This window comes from Tepidibacter aestuarii, assembly GCF_934924865.1.
Lineage (GTDB): Bacteria > Bacillota > Clostridia > Peptostreptococcales > Peptostreptococcaceae > Tepidibacter_A > Tepidibacter_A aestuarii.
This window is the reverse complement of the sequence record NZ_OW235315.1, coordinates 758,882-776,280: the sequence shown is the minus strand read 5'-3', so window position 1 is coordinate 776,280 and position 17,399 is coordinate 758,882. Positions and strand designations below refer to the sequence as shown.

At 29.5% G+C, this 17,399-nt stretch carries 15 protein-coding genes and 2 riboswitches; of the genes, 3 read left to right on the top strand and 12 right to left on the bottom strand.

Annotated features, from left to right (window positions below):
- Positions 1-71: 71 nt before the first annotated feature.
- The 6 genes from M2214_RS03650 to M2214_RS03625 all read right to left on the bottom strand — a co-directional run bounded on the left by M2214_RS03650 (position 72) and on the right by M2214_RS03625 (position 7,625).
- On the bottom strand, positions 72-734 hold the full coding sequence (locus M2214_RS03650) for an SDR family NAD(P)-dependent oxidoreductase (RefSeq protein ID WP_248482912.1): 663 nt from the start codon (positions 732-734) through the stop codon (positions 72-74).
- 37 nt (positions 735-771) lie between these two features.
- Positions 772-1,893, bottom strand: a complete 1,122-nt coding sequence (locus tag M2214_RS03645; RefSeq protein ID WP_248482909.1) for a bifunctional lysylphosphatidylglycerol flippase/synthetase MprF — start codon at positions 1,891-1,893, stop codon at positions 772-774.
- Between the two features lie 427 nt (positions 1,894-2,320).
- Positions 2,321-3,031: a trehalose operon repressor gene (gene treR / locus M2214_RS03640; RefSeq protein ID WP_248482907.1), complete on the bottom strand. Its 711-nt coding sequence runs from the start codon at positions 3,029-3,031 to the stop codon at positions 2,321-2,323.
- Positions 3,032-3,067: 36 nt separating this feature from the next.
- Positions 3,068-4,732 carry an alpha,alpha-phosphotrehalase gene (gene treC, locus M2214_RS03635; RefSeq protein ID WP_248482906.1) on the bottom strand — a complete coding sequence of 555 codons (1,665 nt, stop codon included), beginning with the start codon at positions 4,730-4,732 and terminating at the stop codon, positions 3,068-3,070.
- A gap of 67 nt (positions 4,733-4,799) precedes the next feature.
- Positions 4,800-6,230 (bottom strand): PTS system trehalose-specific EIIBC component, encoded by a 1,431-nt coding sequence (gene treP, locus M2214_RS03630; protein WP_248482904.1) that lies wholly within the window; start codon positions 6,228-6,230, stop codon positions 4,800-4,802.
- A gap of 249 nt (positions 6,231-6,479) precedes the next feature.
- A complete protein-coding gene (locus M2214_RS03625; RefSeq protein ID WP_248482902.1) occupies positions 6,480-7,625 on the bottom strand; it encodes an aldo/keto reductase in 1,146 nt (381 codons plus the stop codon).
- Positions 7,626-7,893: 268 nt separating this feature from the next.
- Here M2214_RS03625 and thrC point away from each other — a divergent pair, with 268 nt between their 5' ends.
- Together thrC and thrB are read left to right on the top strand one after the other, a co-directional pair.
- Positions 7,894-9,381 (top strand): threonine synthase, encoded by a 1,488-nt coding sequence (gene thrC, locus M2214_RS03620; protein WP_330651545.1) that lies wholly within the window; start codon positions 7,894-7,896, stop codon positions 9,379-9,381.
- A 9-nt stretch (positions 9,382-9,390) separates the two neighbouring features.
- Positions 9,391-10,269: a homoserine kinase gene (thrB, locus tag M2214_RS03615; RefSeq protein ID WP_248482900.1), complete on the top strand. Its 879-nt coding sequence runs from the start codon at positions 9,391-9,393 to the stop codon at positions 10,267-10,269.
- Between the two features lie 38 nt (positions 10,270-10,307).
- On the opposite strand, the gene M2214_RS03610 is transcribed toward thrB, so the two are convergent.
- From M2214_RS03610 to M2214_RS03585, 6 genes are all read right to left on the bottom strand, one after another.
- Entirely contained in the window at positions 10,308-11,687 is a 1,380-nt protein-coding gene (locus M2214_RS03610) for an alanine/glycine:cation symporter family protein (protein ID WP_248482898.1), read from the bottom strand.
- Between the two features lie 55 nt (positions 11,688-11,742).
- A riboswitch (glycine riboswitch) is annotated at positions 11,743-11,825 on the bottom strand.
- Between the two features lie 2 nt (positions 11,826-11,827).
- Positions 11,828-11,895, bottom strand: a riboswitch (glycine riboswitch).
- A 453-nt stretch (positions 11,896-12,348) separates the two neighbouring features.
- Positions 12,349-13,560, bottom strand: coding sequence for an NAD(P)/FAD-dependent oxidoreductase (locus M2214_RS03605; RefSeq protein ID WP_248482895.1), 1,212 nt, complete (start codon positions 13,558-13,560; stop codon positions 12,349-12,351).
- A 299-nt stretch (positions 13,561-13,859) separates the two neighbouring features.
- Positions 13,860-14,357: a CD3072 family TudS-related putative desulfidase gene (locus M2214_RS03600; protein ID WP_248482893.1), complete on the bottom strand. Its 498-nt coding sequence runs from the start codon at positions 14,355-14,357 to the stop codon at positions 13,860-13,862.
- Positions 14,358-14,369: 12 nt separating this feature from the next.
- Positions 14,370-14,924 carry a CD3073 family putative ECF transporter S component gene (locus M2214_RS03595; RefSeq protein WP_248482891.1) on the bottom strand — a complete coding sequence of 185 codons (555 nt, stop codon included), beginning with the start codon at positions 14,922-14,924 and terminating at the stop codon, positions 14,370-14,372.
- Positions 14,925-15,018: 94 nt separating this feature from the next.
- The gene (locus tag M2214_RS03590) at positions 15,019-16,062 is read right to left on the bottom strand and encodes a serine hydrolase domain-containing protein (protein ID WP_248482889.1); all 1,044 of its coding nucleotides are present in this window, start codon (positions 16,060-16,062) and stop codon (positions 15,019-15,021) included.
- Between the two features lie 32 nt (positions 16,063-16,094).
- A complete protein-coding gene (locus tag M2214_RS03585) occupies positions 16,095-16,601 on the bottom strand; it encodes a GNAT family N-acetyltransferase (protein WP_248482887.1) in 507 nt (168 codons plus the stop codon).
- A 210-nt stretch (positions 16,602-16,811) separates the two neighbouring features.
- Here M2214_RS03585 and M2214_RS03580 point away from each other — a divergent pair, with 210 nt between their 5' ends.
- Entirely contained in the window at positions 16,812-17,345 is a 534-nt protein-coding gene (locus M2214_RS03580) for a cysteine hydrolase family protein (protein ID WP_248482885.1), read from the top strand.
- The last annotated feature ends 54 nt before the right edge of the window (positions 17,346-17,399 follow it).

Below are 17,399 nucleotides of genomic sequence, written 5' to 3'. Positions count from 1 at the left end.
TATGTTTATTTTTTGTAGTATTTGAAAAAATATCCATAACTAAAATAATAATTTATCTTAAAAACAATTTACTATTTATCAATTATGATTTCTGCTCTACCATCGTCCTTCATTCTTATTATTTTAGCCACGTCGGCTGGAGATTTTAGTCTACTTTTATCTTTTATATGCGTCGATTCATCCCAAAACGGCGTGTCCATTCCTCCCATATATACTCCAGTTATTTTTAACTTTGTATCTATTAATTCTTTTTGCAAACTTTCTGTAAATCCTCTGATTGCAAATTTACTTGCACAATATGCAGCTTCATTAGGCTTTCCCCTTAAACCAGCTGTTGATATTATATTCAATATTCTTTCATTTATATAAGGTAATAATGCCTGTGTAATTATAATAGTTCCCTTAACATTTACATCTATCATCATATTCATTTGATGTATAGTAAGATCTTCTATGGGTCCAAAAAATCCTATTCCTGCATTGTTTATTAAGTAATCTATACTCTTATGATTTATAGAAATTTTTTTAACTAATCTTTTTATAGAATCAATATCACTGATATCACAAAGCATACATTCTGCACTTGCACCATTTTGAACAATCATACTCGATACTTTTTCTAATTTTTCTATTGTACGCCCAACTAGTATAATATGATTTTTTTCTTCTGCATAACATTTGGCAAGTTCTGCTCCTAATCCACTTCCAGCTCCTGTTACTAATATTTTTTTCATTATAATTCCTCCATCTGAAATTTATATTACCTAGGTTTTACTTTCTTTTTATTTGGTTTATTATCAAATCCTTAAATCCATTAGGATTTTTTACTTTTATTATAGAATATGCAATTTTAGGAGTAAAAATCTTAGGGTAATATGCTAGAAATCTAGATTCCCACCTTGTTGGTCCATACTTTTTCTTATATTGATGAAGACTCTTAAAGCCATAAAAGTTATTTATATTCTTATAAATAAACTCCATTATAAACAAGCTTATTTGTATTTTTTCTTTATCCTCTCTTACATTAGCAAGAGGCGCAACTCCTAAGCTTCCCCACTTAACTCCTTCGTTTTTCATTTCATTAAAAGCATTAATCATAATCTTTTCCATTACTCCTATCGGAGCATCTGCTCTTCTTCTAGTAACATCTGCATAATATCCTTTTCCCCCTAAAAATGGTACAAAAACAACAAATCCTAATATTTTTTTATCTGAATCAACTGCTATAAAATATCTTCTATCCATAGGATTGTCTAGGCTAATACTTCCTAACATAAAAGATAATTCTCCGCTTTTTTTAAAAGAAAGCCATTCATTTGAAACTTCTAGTATTTCCTTTTCTATAGTAGTATCTTTATTTTCTAAAGGCTTATACTCGAATATCTCTACCCCTAATCTATTGGCATTGTTGATAGCCTGTCTTATTTTTGCAGCTTTTTTCCCACATGTAGTATATGTTTCTAGATCAAACATAGCTTCTTCTCCATATTTAATAAATCCAAATCCTAGTTTATTAAATTCATTTATAAATTTTCCACTTATTTGACAAAAGCAAATACGAAATTCTTTTTCTTTGCAATATGAAATAAATTCAGATAAAAGCTGTACAGCATCATCTTCATCACATATTGGATCTCCTGAACAAACGGCAACACCTGAGCTTATAACATAAATAACAGCACCATCTATATTTTTAGAAAAAAAATATTTTTTATCTTTCTCTAAGGCCAGATATGATATTGAATTATATCCGTACTTTTTTAGATATCTTCTTACTTTAGTTCTATCTTCACTTGATACAATTTGTTCTGTAAAAGTCTTTTTTTTATAATACTTATTACATAGGGAAATTAGTATGAGTCCGCTTAAAATATATAAGTTCTTATGATTCAAAATTGATTGCAAGTGTAACATTTTAATATTTTTGGGTAGCACTAATATAATATTAAGTATTCCTAATAATACTATAAAAAAAATAGAATTCTTAATAAATGTTTTTTTTAATTTACTAGTTAAATTATAACTGCTCATGTGATATATCTCCATTCTAAATTCAATTTATCCGATGACTAGTCTCTCTAATTAAATATAATCCATAAATCTTGATTTATACTTAATTGAATCTTAAAATTTTCTTAAATTCTCCATATTTTATTTTCCTACTAGAATAGGTATTAATTGTGAACTATAAGTTTGTTTTTTATGTGAATTATTTGTTATTACTTGCAACCTATATTAACCAAATTAAACAAATCAAATCTTATTTTATCATATAACTTCCATAAAATAAGAAAATAACCCCTTAATAAGAGGTTACCTTCTAGTTTCTTCTTGCAAAATCTACAAATCTAAACTTATCAGGTCTATGTCTTGATTCTGTATATTGAAACAAGCTCATATCGTCTAGATATGTGTAGTTTTTAACTACAACTATCATGTCGTATTCTTCTAAGTCTAGATATTTTTTATCTTCTTCTGTAGCTTTTTGTACTGTTATTTCTTTTTTTGCAAACCCTATTTTAAGACCAAGTTCTCCCTCTATATACTCATATACAGAGTCCTTACATATATCCTCGGTAAGTGATGGAACATGCTTTTTATTAAAGAAATCCTTGTCTAGTATAATTTTTTGCTCTTTTATCTCTCTAACTCTTATAACCTTCCATATATCACTGTTTTTAGATACATTTAACTGGTTCATCAAAAACTCATCTGGTTTAACAAGTTCAAGTTCCTCTAAAATAGTATTTGATTTAACTCCCATTTTATTTGATAATTCTTTAAAGCTTGTAAGTCCTGATATAGGAAAATCAAACTTATTAATATCTAGTACGAATGATCCCTTACCCTTTATTTTTTGGATATATCCATTTTGCTCTAAAAGATTTAAAGATTTTCTTATAGTATCTCTAGATACGCTGTACTTTTTCATCAATTCACTTTCTGATGAAAGCTTTGTATTTGGCTTCATATCGCCACTTTCTACTTTCTCTTTTATTTCATCATAAATAATTAGATATTTGCTTATCATATATTATCACCTTAATATATTGTAACTTTTTAATAATTATTTTTCAATATAATAAACTATAGACTCATATGCTCTTAAATTAATTTTTTGTATTTCAGTTGAAGAGTCACTGTAATTTGAAATTAATATCTTAGCTTTAGAATTGTCTAGATCCATATTTTGCGGAAGCTCAAATACAGCTTCTTTAGGATAAAAGTTATTTACAACTAATAGTTTATCTCCTTCATATTCTCTAATATATGCAAATATTGATTTATCATCTTCAAGTATTGGCCTAAATGTTCCATTAGAGATAACTTCATACTCTTTTCTTAATTTAATAAGATTTTTATAGTGATAAAATATTGAATTTTTATCATCGAGCGCAGATTTTGCATTTATGTGTTTATGCGTTTGTCCTGGTTTAAGCCATGGATCTCCCATTGTAAATCCACCATTTTCACTTTCATCCCACTGCATAGGTGTACGAGCATTATCACGAGATTTAGCTTGTAATATATTTATAATCTCCTTCTCATCCTTACCTTCACTTTTTAGTATATTGTAGTAGTTAATAGACTCAACATCTTTATAGTTTTCTATCATACCAATATACTGATTAGTCATACCAAACTCTTCACCTTGATATATATATGGAGTCCCTCTTAACATATGAATAGAAGTTGCTAGCATTTTTGCAGATTCTTTATGATACTTTTTATCATCTCCAAAACGTGAAACTATACGAGGCTGGTCATGATTGCTCCAAAATAGAGCATTCCATCCATTCCCCTCTTCCATACCTATTTGCCAAGAATTTAATATCTCTTTTAGCTTTATAAAGTCAAAATCCATTAAAGTCCATTTGTCTCCATTTTCATAATCTACCTTAAGATGATGAAAATTAAATACCATAGATAACTCTTTTTCATCAGGGTTTGAATATTTTATACAATTATCCATATTAGTAGATGACATTTCTCCAACAGTTATAATATCCTTATGCTTTCCAAACGTCTCCTTATTTAATTCTTTTAAATACTCATGCATCCTAATTCCATCTGTGTAAAATCTTCTTCCATCACCTACATGATCATCCTCATATACATCAGGCTTTGAAATCAAGTTAATAACATCTAGTCTGAAACCTTTAACTCCTTTATCTATCCAGAAATTAACCACATCAAATATTTCTTTTTTTACTTCTTCATTTTCCCAGTTAAGATCAGCCTGCGTTACATCAAATAAATGAAGATAATATTCATCGAATTCCTTAACGTACTCCCAAGCAGAACCTCCAAACTTTGACTGCCAATTAGTAGGTTCTTTTTCATTCTTTGTTTTTTTAAATATATAGTAATTTTTATATTTTTCATCTCCATCAATAGCTTTTTTAAACCATTCATGCTCTGTAGAGGTATGATTAAAAACCATATCAAGCATTATTTCTATACCTCTTTCTTGAGCTTGTTTAACCATATTTTCAAAATCTTCAATGGTTCCAAACCTTGGATCTATCTTACAGTAATCTGCAACATCATATCCATTATCATTTTGAGGTGAAACATAAAATGGAGTCAACCATATATAGTCTACTCCTAACATCTTTAAGTAATCCAATTTTCGAGTTACACCGTTTAAATCTCCAAATCCATCATTATTTGAGTCGTTAAATGACTTTGGATATATCTGATATACTACACTATTTTTAAAATCCTTCATTATAATTATCTCCTTCTGCTGGCTATATAATAAATAAAAGGAAGGAGATTGACTCCCTCCTTTTTTATTAAATACTCTTTTCTTCTTTTTTAAATGTCATTTTCTTTTTTGCAAATATAACTGTTAATACAAATGGTACTATTATAGCTATTATCATCGCTATTGCAAACATTCCCATATACTGTGGTTGTATAGATAATATCCCTGGAAGTCCTCCAACTCCTATTGAGTTAGCCATAACTCCTGAACCTACAGATATTACCGCAGCTATTGATGAACCTATCATAGCTGCTAGAAATGGATACACATATTTTAAGTTAATACCAAACATAGCAGGCTCTGTTACACCAAGATAACATGATATTGCAGCTGGTATAGATACTTGTTTTTCTTCTTCATCATCTTTATTTAAGTAAATCATTGCTAAAACTGCAGAGCCTTGAGCTATATTAGACAAAGCTATCATAGGCCATAAGTTAGTTCCACCCATTTCACTCATTAATTGTAAATCTATAGCATTTGTCATGTGGTGTAATCCTGTAATAACAAGTGGTGCATAACTAAACCCAAATATAGCTGCAAATAACCATCCAAACGTTGAAGTTAATCCTGTATATACTATACTTGAAATCATAGAACCTACCTTCCATCCTAAAGGTCCTAAAACAGTATGTGCTAATAATACAGTAGGTATTAACGCAAGGAACGGTACTACTATCATAGAAATATATCCTGGAACTCTATCTCTTAAGATAAGCTCCAATTTTGCTAAAACAAATCCAGCTAATATTGCAGGTATGACCTGAGCTTGATAACCAATCATCTTTATCTGAGTAAATCCAAAATCCCAAACGGGAGTCTCAGCACCACCAGCTACTGCGTAAGCATTTAACAGCTGAGGTGAAACTAATGTAATTCCCAGTACAATACCTAGGATTTGAGTTGTACCCATTTTCTTAGATATAGACCATGTAATTCCAACTGGCAAATAGAAGAATATCGCTTCACCTATTAACCATAAAAAGTGATGTACCCCTGCCCAAAACTGAGATATTTCTGTTAGAGACTTAGTTCCAGCTTCAAAAAGTTTAATATCTCCTATAATATTTCTAAATCCTAAAATCAAACCTCCAACAACTATTGCTGGAATAAGTGGTGAAAAAATTTCACCTAAATGAGATATTAACCTTTGAAGTAAAGTTAAGTTCTGTCTTCCAGCTTTTTTAGCCTCATCCTTACTTACAGCTTCAACCCCAGCCTTTGCTGTGAATTCATTATAAAAAGTTGCTACTTCATTTCCAATTATAACTTGGAATTGTCCAGCTTGAGTAAAACTTCCCTTTACAGCTTTTATACTTTCTATCTTTTTGACATCAGCCTTATTAGGATCATTAAGCACGAATCTCATACGAGTGACACAATGAGACACTGCTGCTATATTTTCTTTTCCACCAATATACTCTAGTAATTGCGATACATCATTCGAAAATTTAGACATCTATAAATCCTCCCTCTTAATCTATTTTTGCAAATCTGTTTAAATCCAGATAACGTTTTCTCTAAGCCTATCATGTACGTACAAGTTGTCTGCAAAATAATTATATCCTGTACGTACATGTTTCGTCAATATATTTTTTGATTTGTCCAAAAATTCCTTAAAAATAGATTTCCCAATGAATTCATTTATAATTTCATTAAAACAAAATAACCTGCCTTACGGCAGGTTATTTACGAAATTCAACTATATTTATTTATTTTCTTGTTCAAATAATTCACTAACTTTCTTAAGATTATCTATTATCTTTATATGCTGCGGACATGCTTCTTCACATTTACCACATTCTACACAATGCATAGCTTTTTCTTTATAACCAACGAAATTATTGTACATCCATTTAAAATGTTCAACATCATTGTACATAGAAGAACCATTTAGAATTTCAAAATTTCTAGGTATATTAACTCCAGCTGGACACGGCATACAATACTTACAATCAGTACAGTTTACAACCATCCTATTTAAATATATATTTTTAGCCTCATCTATTAATGCTTTCTCTTCTTCAGTAAGTGAATTTTCATGAGTATCACTTGCAGTCTTTATATTCTCGTCTATATGATTCATATCATTCATACCACTAAGTACTACGCTTACCTCAGGCTGATCCAATAAAAATCTCAATGCCCACTCAGCAGGGCTTCTCTTAACATCAGCTCTATCCCATACATCTTGAATATCCTTAGGAGTATTTCTTGCAAGACTTCCTCCTCTTAAAGGTTCCATTATAACAACCCCTAAGCCCTTGTCACTTGCATATTTAAGGCCTTCTCTTCCAGCTTGATAGTTCTCATCCATAAAATTGTATTGTATCTGACAAAACTCCCAATCGTAAGCATCAACTATCTCTTTAAAAAGAGGAAGTTCATCATGAAAAGAGAATCCAACATGCTTAACTCTTCCATCCTTGACTATAGTATCTAAAAAGTCGAATAAATCATTCTCTTTTAAATTACTCCATAGCTTTTGAGTCAATGTATGTACCAAATAAAAATCTATATAATCTGTTCCTAACTTTTCAAGCTGTTCATTTAAGTACTTATCCATATCCTCTCTACTTTTTATAAGCCAAGAAGGTAGCTTAGTAGCCACAAATACTTTTTCTCTATACCCATCCTTAAGTGCCTTACCTGTAACAATTTCACTCATACCTTCATGATAAGGGTATGCCGTATCAATATAGTTAACACCATTATCTATAGCATGTCTTATTTGCTTAATAGCTTCCTCTTCATTTATCTGATCATTCTTACCATCTATAACTTGGAATCTCATACAACCAAATCCCAGTGCAGATACCTCCTCATTAGTCTTTCCAAATTTTCTATACAACATATTTTCACGTCCTTTCCATTATATAGTGCATCCTAAATACTATATTAATCATTTACTTATCATAATACAATAGATCTTTTAATTATCCTTTTAAGTATACGTATTTTTGTAATTAAATTATAAGATCGTAAAGAATATAACTAAAAACTTACACTCTACAACCAAGCGAGTCTTTATTTTTTTGTTTATGTGTAAAAAACACTTGTATTTTTGTAATATACATTGTATTATATTATTAATTTAAAATTTGTTTAAGAGGTGGTATTATATGAATATTTTATACAAAAGTACAAGGGGAGATATTAGTAAGGTCACCTCTTCAAATGCTATATTGAAAGGCTTGGCAAACGATGGTGGCTTATATGTACCTACAGAGTTCCCCTATATAGATATATCTTTTAAAAATATGATAAATATGACTTATAATGAAATCGCTTTTTATATAATAAATAAATTCTTTAGCGATTTTGATGAACTGACTTTGAAAAACTGTATAGATAATGCTTATAATGATAAATTTAGTAATAATTTAATAGCACCACTAAAAAAGGTAGATAACAGCTATTTTTTAGAACTTTATCATGGACCTACTCTCGCTTTTAAAGACATGGCTTTATCTATTCTTCCCCATCTTTTAAAAGCTTCTTGTAAAAATTTAAATATACAAAAAGAAATAGTTATACTAACAGCTACATCTGGAGATACAGGAAAAGCGGCACTTGAGGGTTTTAATAATGTAGATAATACTCAAATAATAGTTTTTTATCCTAAAAAAGGAGTAAGCTCAATTCAAGAAAGACAGATGATTACTCAAGACGGGAAAAATACTCATGTAATAGGCATAGATGGTAACTTTGATGATGCACAAAGAGGTGTTAAAGAAATTTTTTCAGACAAAGAATTTAATGATCTATTATCTAATAAAAATTATATGCTTTCATCCGCTAACTCCATAAATATAGGAAGATTAGTTCCTCAGATAGTATACTACGTCAATTCATACGTTCAACTACTAAAAAATGGAGATGTCCAAGAAAAGGAAAAAATAAATATAGTAGTTCCAACTGGGAACTTTGGGAACATACTAGCTTCTTTTTACGCTAAAAATATGGGTCTTCCTATAAACAAATTAATATGTGCATCTAACGAAAATAATGTTTTATGCGACTTCATAAATACAGGGATTTATGATATAAGGCGAGAATTCAAGCTTACCTCATCTCCTTCTATGGATATTTTAATATCTAGTAATCTCGAAAGACTACTATATGAGATAAGTAATAAAAATCCATACTTAGTAAATAATCTTATGGAAGAACTGAAAACTAATGGAATATACGAAATCGATGAGGATATGAAAAGCAAGCTAGGTGACTTTTACGCTGACTTTGCAACTCAAGAAGAAACGTCATCAACTATAAATGAAGTTTACAGGGATTTTAACTATCTAATGGATACACATACAAGTGTAGCTTACTGTGTTTATCAAAAATACAGACAAAAAACTAATGATTCTACTAAGACTATAATCGCATCAACGGCTAGCCCGTTTAAGTTCCCAGAAAGTGTTATAGAATCAATAGATAACAACTATGATATATTATCAGATTTTAGATTAATTGATAAATTATCAAATATATCAAATTTAGAAATTCCTAATCCTATAAAGGCACTGGAAAATAAAAGAGTAATTCATGGTAGTATTTGCAAAAAAGATAAGATGAAATCTATGATTAATAATATATTGAATGTGTAGGTGATTAATATGATAAGTGTAAAAATACCAGCAACGACTGCTAATGTCGGCCCTGGATTTGATTGTCTAGGAATAGCCCTTGATATATACAATAATTTTTTTGTTGAAGAAATAGAAGATGGTCTTGTAATAGAAGGTTGTGACGATGAATACTGCAATGAAGATAATTTAATATACAAATCCATGAAAAAATGCTTTCAAAGAATCGGATACAAACATAAAGGTATAAGAATAAAAATTGAAAATGATATTCCTATATCTAGAGGTCTTGGAAGCAGTGCATCTTGTGTATTAGGAGGAGTAATTGCAGCTAATAAAATAGCTGGTAACAAACTAAGTAAAGATGAAATTTTAAAAATTTCTTCAGAAATTGAAGGTCATCCAGATAATGTTGCACCTGCTCTTCTTGGAGGAATGGTTACTTCTATTAAAGAAGGCGATGATATATATTGCAGCAAAATAAACATTCCAAAAGGATTAAAGTTCTGTGCACTAATACCAGACTTTAAGTTATCTACAGAAAAATCAAGAGCAGTTTTGCCAAGTGAAATACCTTATAAAGACGGTGTTTTTAATGTAGGAAGAGTCTCTCTTATGGTATCAGCTTTAATAAACGGTCAATTCGATTTAATTAAACTTGCATGTAAAGACAGCCTCCATCAAAAGTACAGAGGAAGCTTAATTAAAGACTATGATAATATAATAAAGAAATGTAAAGATTTAGATAGCATAGGAGTATTCTTAAGCGGTGCTGGTCCAACTATAATGGTAATGCTTAAAGAAAATGACATAAATTTTTATAATAAAATTCAAAAATATACTTCTACTTTAGATAATAAGTGGAGTATAAAAGAACTTAATATAGACAATAAAGGTATAGATGTATAAAAGTAAACTCGATGGATTTAATCCATCGAGTTTTATTTTTAAGATGCTTGTTTTTGTTTTCTCAATTCATCAAAATACATCTTCGTTTCTGTTGATATAACTCCACTAAGTCCTATTATAGCAATAAGATTTGGAATAGCCATAAGTCCATTAACTATATCAGCTATTGTCCATATCAAGCTAAGCTTTAAGAAAGGTCCTATTGCAACAAGGAATATAAATATGTATTTAAAAGGTTTTATTCCTTTAACTCCGAATAAATACTCAGTACATCTCTCTCCATAATAATTCCAACCAAGTATAGTAGTAAAAGCAAAGAATATAAGTCCTACAGTAACTATTAACTCTCCAACAATAGGCATAGAAGGAAGTCCAGCTCTAAATGCAGCAGTCGTAGCTGCAGCACCTTCAACATTTGGATTATTCCACATACCAGTAAGAACTAAAGTTAAACCTGTCATTGTACATACTAGAATAGTATCAAAGAACGTACCTGTCATTTGAACTAAACCTTGTCTTACACAAGAATTAGTCTTAGCCGCAGCCGCCGCTATAGGAGCAGAACCAAGTCCTGATTCATTAGAGAATACACCTCTTGATATACCACTCTTTAGTGCAAGTGCAACTGTTGATCCTGCGAATCCACCTGCTGCAGCAGTTGGAGTAAATGCACTCTTTATTATAAAGCTCATTGTCTCAGGAATTTGACCTGCATTTAATAAAAGTATTATTAATGTACAAATTACGTATGATGCCGCCATAAAAGGAACTATAATCTCTGAAACCTTTGATATACTCTTTATTCCTCCAAGACTAACCATAGCAACACATATAGTAAGTATTACTCCTGTTACTATAACGGGAACATTAAACGCTATATTCACAGCTGATGTTATAGAGTTTACTTGTGCAAATGTTCCTATACCAAAGAAAGAAACTCCTATCCCAAATATAGCAAAGCATTTCGCAAGAAACTTATTTTTGAATCCTTTCTCAATATAATACATAGGGCCCCCAGACATTTGTCCATTATCATCTACAACCCTATATTTAACTGCTAAAAGTGCTTCTGCATATTTTGTTGCCATTCCGAAGAATGCAGCTACCCACATCCAAAATAATGCTCCAGGTCCTCCCATTCTTATTGCTGTTGCAACTCCAACTATATTACCTGTACCTATAGTAGCTGATAATGCTGTACAAACAGCTGCAAACGCAGATACGTCACCTTCTGCCTTCATATCTTTTGCCTCAGGATCTTCTGAGAAAAGATACTTAAGTGCTAATGGAAGTCTGAATATTTGTAAAAAACCTAATTTAAATGATAAAAAGATACCTGTACCAACAAGTAATATGAGAAGTGGTGGTCCCCATACCAAAGAATTGATAGATTGTGCAATTTGATTAATTTGTTCCATACTGTTTACCTCCTGCTTTTATTATTTCGAATTGATAAAAAAAGCCGGGAAAATTTCCCTGTCCTTTTACCTGAGAGTTTCGCATGCATGATCAAATGCAGTTTGCTCCTTCGGTGCTCTATAGAGTCTCTCCAGAGATTTGTCCAATAGCGGTCTTTATACCTGAAAGCTTTACTTCTTCGGTGCTATGCTCTCCCGCTATCTTCATCCAAAACATTAATGATGTTTCTAATCAGAGTATAGTATTTCCATTTTAGATTGTCAATAATATAACAATTTGTTTTTTTGTAATACATTTTAGTAATCATGATTAGATTACTCTTATTTTATTTATAATTTTATTTTCATTTTCCCCATGCATTTACGTCGTTTTTTGTCGTTTAGAAGTGATTTTCTGTATATTTCTTTGTATTTTTAATAAAATACGTGTTTTTCATTCGTTAATTTAATATCTATTTTGTTTTTTTAAAATTGAATTTTACATTAAATTATTATTTTTTCGAAATCATTCAATTTTCAGACTTATCAATTTAAATAAAAAAGTCTCACTTTTTAAATTTTAATTCCAGATTTTTTTAAGATTCGTAAAGAAAATTATAAAAAAAAACAGCTTTTTTATTTCTAAAAAAACTGTTTTTTCACAATAATTTGTTTCTAAATATCAATTATCAAATCTATTTACTTTAAACAATCTCATATCCTCATCTTTTTCTTCATGATATAGTTTACTCAACATAATTCCTCCTAATATAGCAAATAATATACCATTACCTCCATATCCTAGACAGTACCATAGATTCTCATGTTTTTTATCAGGTCCAATATATCCTAAGTTATCTTTAGTAGACTCAATGCATCCACAATATTTATACTCTATTTCTATATCATCTATATATTTGAACATAGATTTAAGTCTTTGTTCTAAAATAGAGTATTTTTCAAAAGCTATATCCTCATTCTCTATTTCTTTAAAATCTACATCTTCTCCACCTATAATTAATCTATTGTCTTTTGTAGTTCTAAGATAGTTATATGGATCAGAATTATCCCTAATCAATACACCTTCTTTCCAACCTCGAATTTCTTTAACTGGTTTAGTAGCTATATTAAATGTATTATTTTTAGTTCCAAAATTTTTATTCGTGAACAAACTAGTATTATATCCTGTAGCGACAATTACTTTTTTTGCCTTAACTTTATATCCGTAAGATGTGTAAATAATTACTCCTTTATCTAAATACTCTATTTTTTTAGCCTCGGTATTTTCATACACAAGTGCACCTTTTTTAATACTTACTTCAAGAAGGTGATTGGTAAATTTATATGGATCAATCTCGGCTCCTCCTTCTTTTGATAAAAGTCCAGCTTTTAAGTCAAAGCCATAAGGATTATCTAATTCGTCTATATATTCAACATTAAACCCATTTTCTTTTCTAAATTTGTATTCTTCCTTAATGCTGTTTTTTTCAAGGTTTTTAGCTGTATAAAGTAATGTATCTCTCTTTATGTAGTCACATTTATTACCATATTCCTCTACAAATTTTTCTATTTCTTTCAGTGCACACAATCCAAGTTCATATGATCTTACTATATTTTTACTCTCTATAACTTCTTTAAGTTCAGATGCATTTTCATCTAATTCATACTGTAAAAGAGATGTTGTAATACTTGTACTACCATGAGCTATTCTTCCCTTTTCAATTAGCACAGATTTTATATTATTTTTAGACATATAGTAAGAACATATACTTCCAGTAACTCCACCACCTACAATTACTACATCGGTTTCTACATCTTCAGTTAAATACGCATATTGATTGTTGGTACTATTTATACTGGTAAATATAGGTTTACCTTTCACATATCCTTGCATGAATTACACCTCTAATTCTCAATTTTAATATGTGTTTAGTTTAACCTTATAAATTAATTTCAATTCTAAAAAAGTATCTATCAATTTAAGTAGATATTTTATACTTGAATATATTTATTTAATAATTTTTCGACTTCACTATTGTACTTTTCATATATGATGAAACTTATATTCTTTTCATCTAATTCAAACAAGACTTCATTAATTAAAGAACTTTTAAACTCCCATCCCTTAATATCACTCCATTTATCCTAATTCCCTGTTTATAAATATATTTATTATTATTTTGTCAATAAAACTTATTTTTTATTATTATCTAAAAACTCTATTAATTCATCTATTAATTTTTTATTTTCTTTTTCTTCTACATAATTTGTTGATACATTTAATACAGGTATATAAATACTTTTCTTATTTAATAAATAAAATATTTCTTCAAATAATATACCTTTGTTTTTATTATAGCTACAAGTAGGGCTTTCACTTATACCTATTATTCCTAATACTTTATTTGAATTATTTATGTATTTTTCAATATCCGTAACAACTTCATAAGCTATCCCTTTGCATATATCTCTATAATCTTCATTATCATACTCTTCTTTAGTTTTAGGTAGTCTATCAAGTCCTAGATATTTATTTTCTGGACACATTATTTGATATATTCCTATATCTCTTTTTATTATTTCTTCAACTATCTTATTGTAGCCTCCCTTAGCTCTAGCTAAAGGCTTTACGACTGAGTTTTGATTTAAAATACAATGTGATAAAAATACTACTTTTCCTTGTCGGTACACTATGTCATCCCCTTAAATGTTACCTTGTTTTCTTGTATATTTTTTTGGTAATCTTTTCAATAAAAATGATACAAATAAACATGTTGCAATTTTGTCTAGTATATTCCCTGTTATTCTAGGTATGAATGCCGCTGAAAATATAGTTTTTCCAGATGTTAAAAGCCATGTAAATATTACATCATTTCCATCTCCTGTAATACCTCCAAATACATAAATAGCAATTGGAGTTCCTATTAGTGGAGCTACTATAGCTAATATCATCCCTGCTATAAGTGCAGTTTGAAAGTTAAATTGTCTTTTTTTGCATATATATCCCACAATCAAGCCAATAGCTATGTTAACCAAAGCAAAAGGCATAGATTTAGGATTAGTTATTATCCCTTGAATAATATTAGTAAGCCCTCCAGCTACAGCACCATACCATGGTCCAAGTATAGCTGCTATAAATACGGTTCCTATAGTATCTAAAAATAATAAAGGGATTTTTATCATACTTACTACTGTTCCAAATACTATATTTATAACTATACCCATAGCAACAAAAGTTAGATTTCTTGTTTTATACATCTTTTGAGCCCCCTTATAAATATTATGATTACACTTTATAATTCTAATATTTACCAAGGTTTTAGTCCAATTGTATTATTTTATACTGTAGCCTTTAATAATAGATTGTTTTTATAAGTTCTTCTTCTATTCTGTTTGTAATAGCATATCCCCCCCAATTAGTATTCCCTAAAACATTAACCTGAATATTGTTATCTATATATATTGATGATCTAAAGCTTACCCCTGGATCCCTGCCCATTATACAATACTTATAGATTTTTCCTTCCTTTTTTGTAACCCATACACCAAAACCATAGTAGCAATCATCTCCAGATTCTGCCTGTGGTGTTAATAGTTTTTCAGTAGTATTCTTATCTAATAATCTGTTATCAAATAAAGCCTTCCAAAACTTTGTAATATCTAAAGCTGTAACAAATGCCCCTCCGTCAGGACCTCCAATTATAGGTATAGAATATACATTTGTTCTCCATATATTATTTTCTTCGTTTTCAATATAACCATGTGCACATCTTTCAGGTAACTTATCCAATGAAAAATAACCTGAATCATCCATATTACATACATCAAATATATTTTTTTGTATATAATCTTGAAATTTCATTCCTGTTTGTTGTTCAATTATCAAGCCTAATAATATGTATCCTGCATTATTATAATCGAATTTTTCACCTGGAGAAAATTTCATTTTATTATTTTGGAATAATGGTAAAAAATCGTTGCAGTTTTTCATTTTATACATAGGTATGTCGTCCCACAAAGCTTCATAATTATCCATAACAGATTCATCAAAATAATCTAATATTCCTGAAGTATGTGTAAGTAAATGGTTTATTGTAATATCAGAATCAAAATTTGGAAAACTAATATCTAAGCAGTCATTCAACATGGTATCAAAAGAAATTAAACCTTTTTGAACTAATTGACAAATAGCTACTGCCGTAAATATTTTGCAACCAGAAGCTATCCCAAATCTTGTATTTAGAGTGTTATTATTTTTTTGATTCCTATTTGCATATCCATATCCTTTTCCAAATATAAGTTGATTGTCTTGCGATACCGAAACTACTCCATGAAAATTTCTGTCCTCTTTTGTTTTTTTTATTATTTTTTTTATATCTAATGATTCAATCCTCATAAACATACCCCCTGTATTTTTTACTGAATAAATTATAATCTACTTAATTCAAAATATTGATCTTCTTGTTTTGTTTCCTCACACCACTTTATATATTTATATTCAAATCCCAGCTTTTCCAGTATTTTTTTTGAATTTTTGTTTCTTGGATCTATTGATGCAATAATTTTATTAATCTTTAGATTATTATAAGCATAATCAACGCATGACTGTGCTGCTTCAGTAGCATAGCCTTTACCCCAATATTCTTTTGCAAAATGATATATAAGTTCAATTTCACAGTCATTGCCTGTAGGATTAAAGCCACAAGCCCCTATTATTTTCCTATTTTCTTTTAAGATTACTGCATAAGGAGAAAATCTTTTTTCATTCTGAAGGCTTATATAAAAATCTATTACTTCTGTTAATCGTTGTCTATTCCCTGACTTACCGCAATATCTCATAACTTCTGAATTCCCCCAAAAATCCATTGCATATTCTAGATCTTCTACTTTCAATGTTCTTAATATCAATCTATCTGTTTCAAATTCAACCATCATAACCGCCCCCTATAGGTACTTTGATTTACGAAACATTTAATTATATTCTAAATTTTAATTTCTCAAATTTTACCATATACTAAGGTGTATTAAAATAAAAAAGTTTTTATTCTAAATATTTCAAATGTATATATTTAGTGTATACTATTTAAATGGAATAATTTGAAAATCATTGTATAAAATACAAAAAAGAAAGTGAGGGTTGATTTAATGAATAATAAAACAGCGTTATTAATTGTAGATGTACAAGTTGCAATGTTTTCATATGAAGATGCTACTTTGTACAATGGAGAGAAAGTATTAGATAATATCTATAAGTTATTGCAAAGGGCACGTTCAACAAATACAGCAGTAATATTTATTCAACATACTGGTAAAGACGATGATGAATTTGGTAAAGGAAAGTCAACTTGGAAGATACATCCTCGAGTCGAGCCATTAGAAACAGAAACCATTGTAGAGAAAAAAACATGGGATTCTTTCTATAAAACAGTTCTAAATGATGTGTTACAAGAACAAGAAATTAGTAAATTAGTTATTACTGGTATGCAAACAGAATTCTGCATAGATACTACTTGTAGAAGTGCATTCAGCATGAAGTATAAGAATATTTTAGCACAAGATGCTCATAGTACTTTCGATAGTAAAGTATTAGATGCTTCTCAAATCATCCAACATCACAACAATATTTTAGGTGGAAGATTTGTAGAATTAAAGACTACTGAAGAAATAGATTTCAGATAAATTCCAACCGATTTAATATAACTCTTTATTTCCCGAGAAATCAGATAATCCCTA

Bases quoted from the DNA above. Each gene is read 5' to 3' on its own strand.
- thrC (WP_330651545.1), top strand. From the start codon at position 7,894: ATGAATATTTTATACAAAAGTACAAGGGGAGATATTAGTAAGGTCACC.
- treP (WP_248482904.1), bottom strand. From the start codon at position 6,230: ATGTCTAAATTTTCGAATGATGTATCGCAATTACTAGAGTATATTGGT.
- M2214_RS03595 (WP_248482891.1), bottom strand. From the start codon at position 14,924: ATGTATAAAACAAGAAATCTAACTTTTGTTGCTATGGGTATAGTTATA.
- M2214_RS03605 (WP_248482895.1), bottom strand. From the start codon at position 13,560: ATGCAAGGATATGTGAAAGGTAAACCTATATTTACCAGTATAAATAGT.
- M2214_RS03625 (WP_248482902.1), bottom strand. From the start codon at position 7,625: ATGTTGTATAGAAAATTTGGAAAGACTAATGAGGAGGTATCTGCACTG.
- thrB (WP_248482900.1), top strand. From the start codon at position 9,391: ATGATAAGTGTAAAAATACCAGCAACGACTGCTAATGTCGGCCCTGGA.
- M2214_RS03650 (WP_248482912.1), bottom strand. From the start codon at position 734: ATGAAAAAAATATTAGTAACAGGAGCTGGAAGTGGATTAGGAGCAGAA.
- M2214_RS03585 (WP_248482887.1), bottom strand. From the start codon at position 16,601: ATGATGGTTGAATTTGAAACAGATAGATTGATATTAAGAACATTGAAA.
- M2214_RS03610 (WP_248482898.1), bottom strand. From the start codon at position 11,687: ATGGAACAAATTAATCAAATTGCACAATCTATCAATTCTTTGGTATGG.
- M2214_RS03590 (WP_248482889.1), bottom strand. From the start codon at position 16,062: ATGAGGATTGAATCATTAGATATAAAAAAAATAATAAAAAAAACAAAA.
- treR (WP_248482907.1), bottom strand. From the start codon at position 3,031: ATGATAAGCAAATATCTAATTATTTATGATGAAATAAAAGAGAAAGTA.
- M2214_RS03580 (WP_248482885.1), top strand. From the start codon at position 16,812: ATGAATAATAAAACAGCGTTATTAATTGTAGATGTACAAGTTGCAATG.
- treC (WP_248482906.1), bottom strand. From the start codon at position 4,732: ATGAAGGATTTTAAAAATAGTGTAGTATATCAGATATATCCAAAGTCA.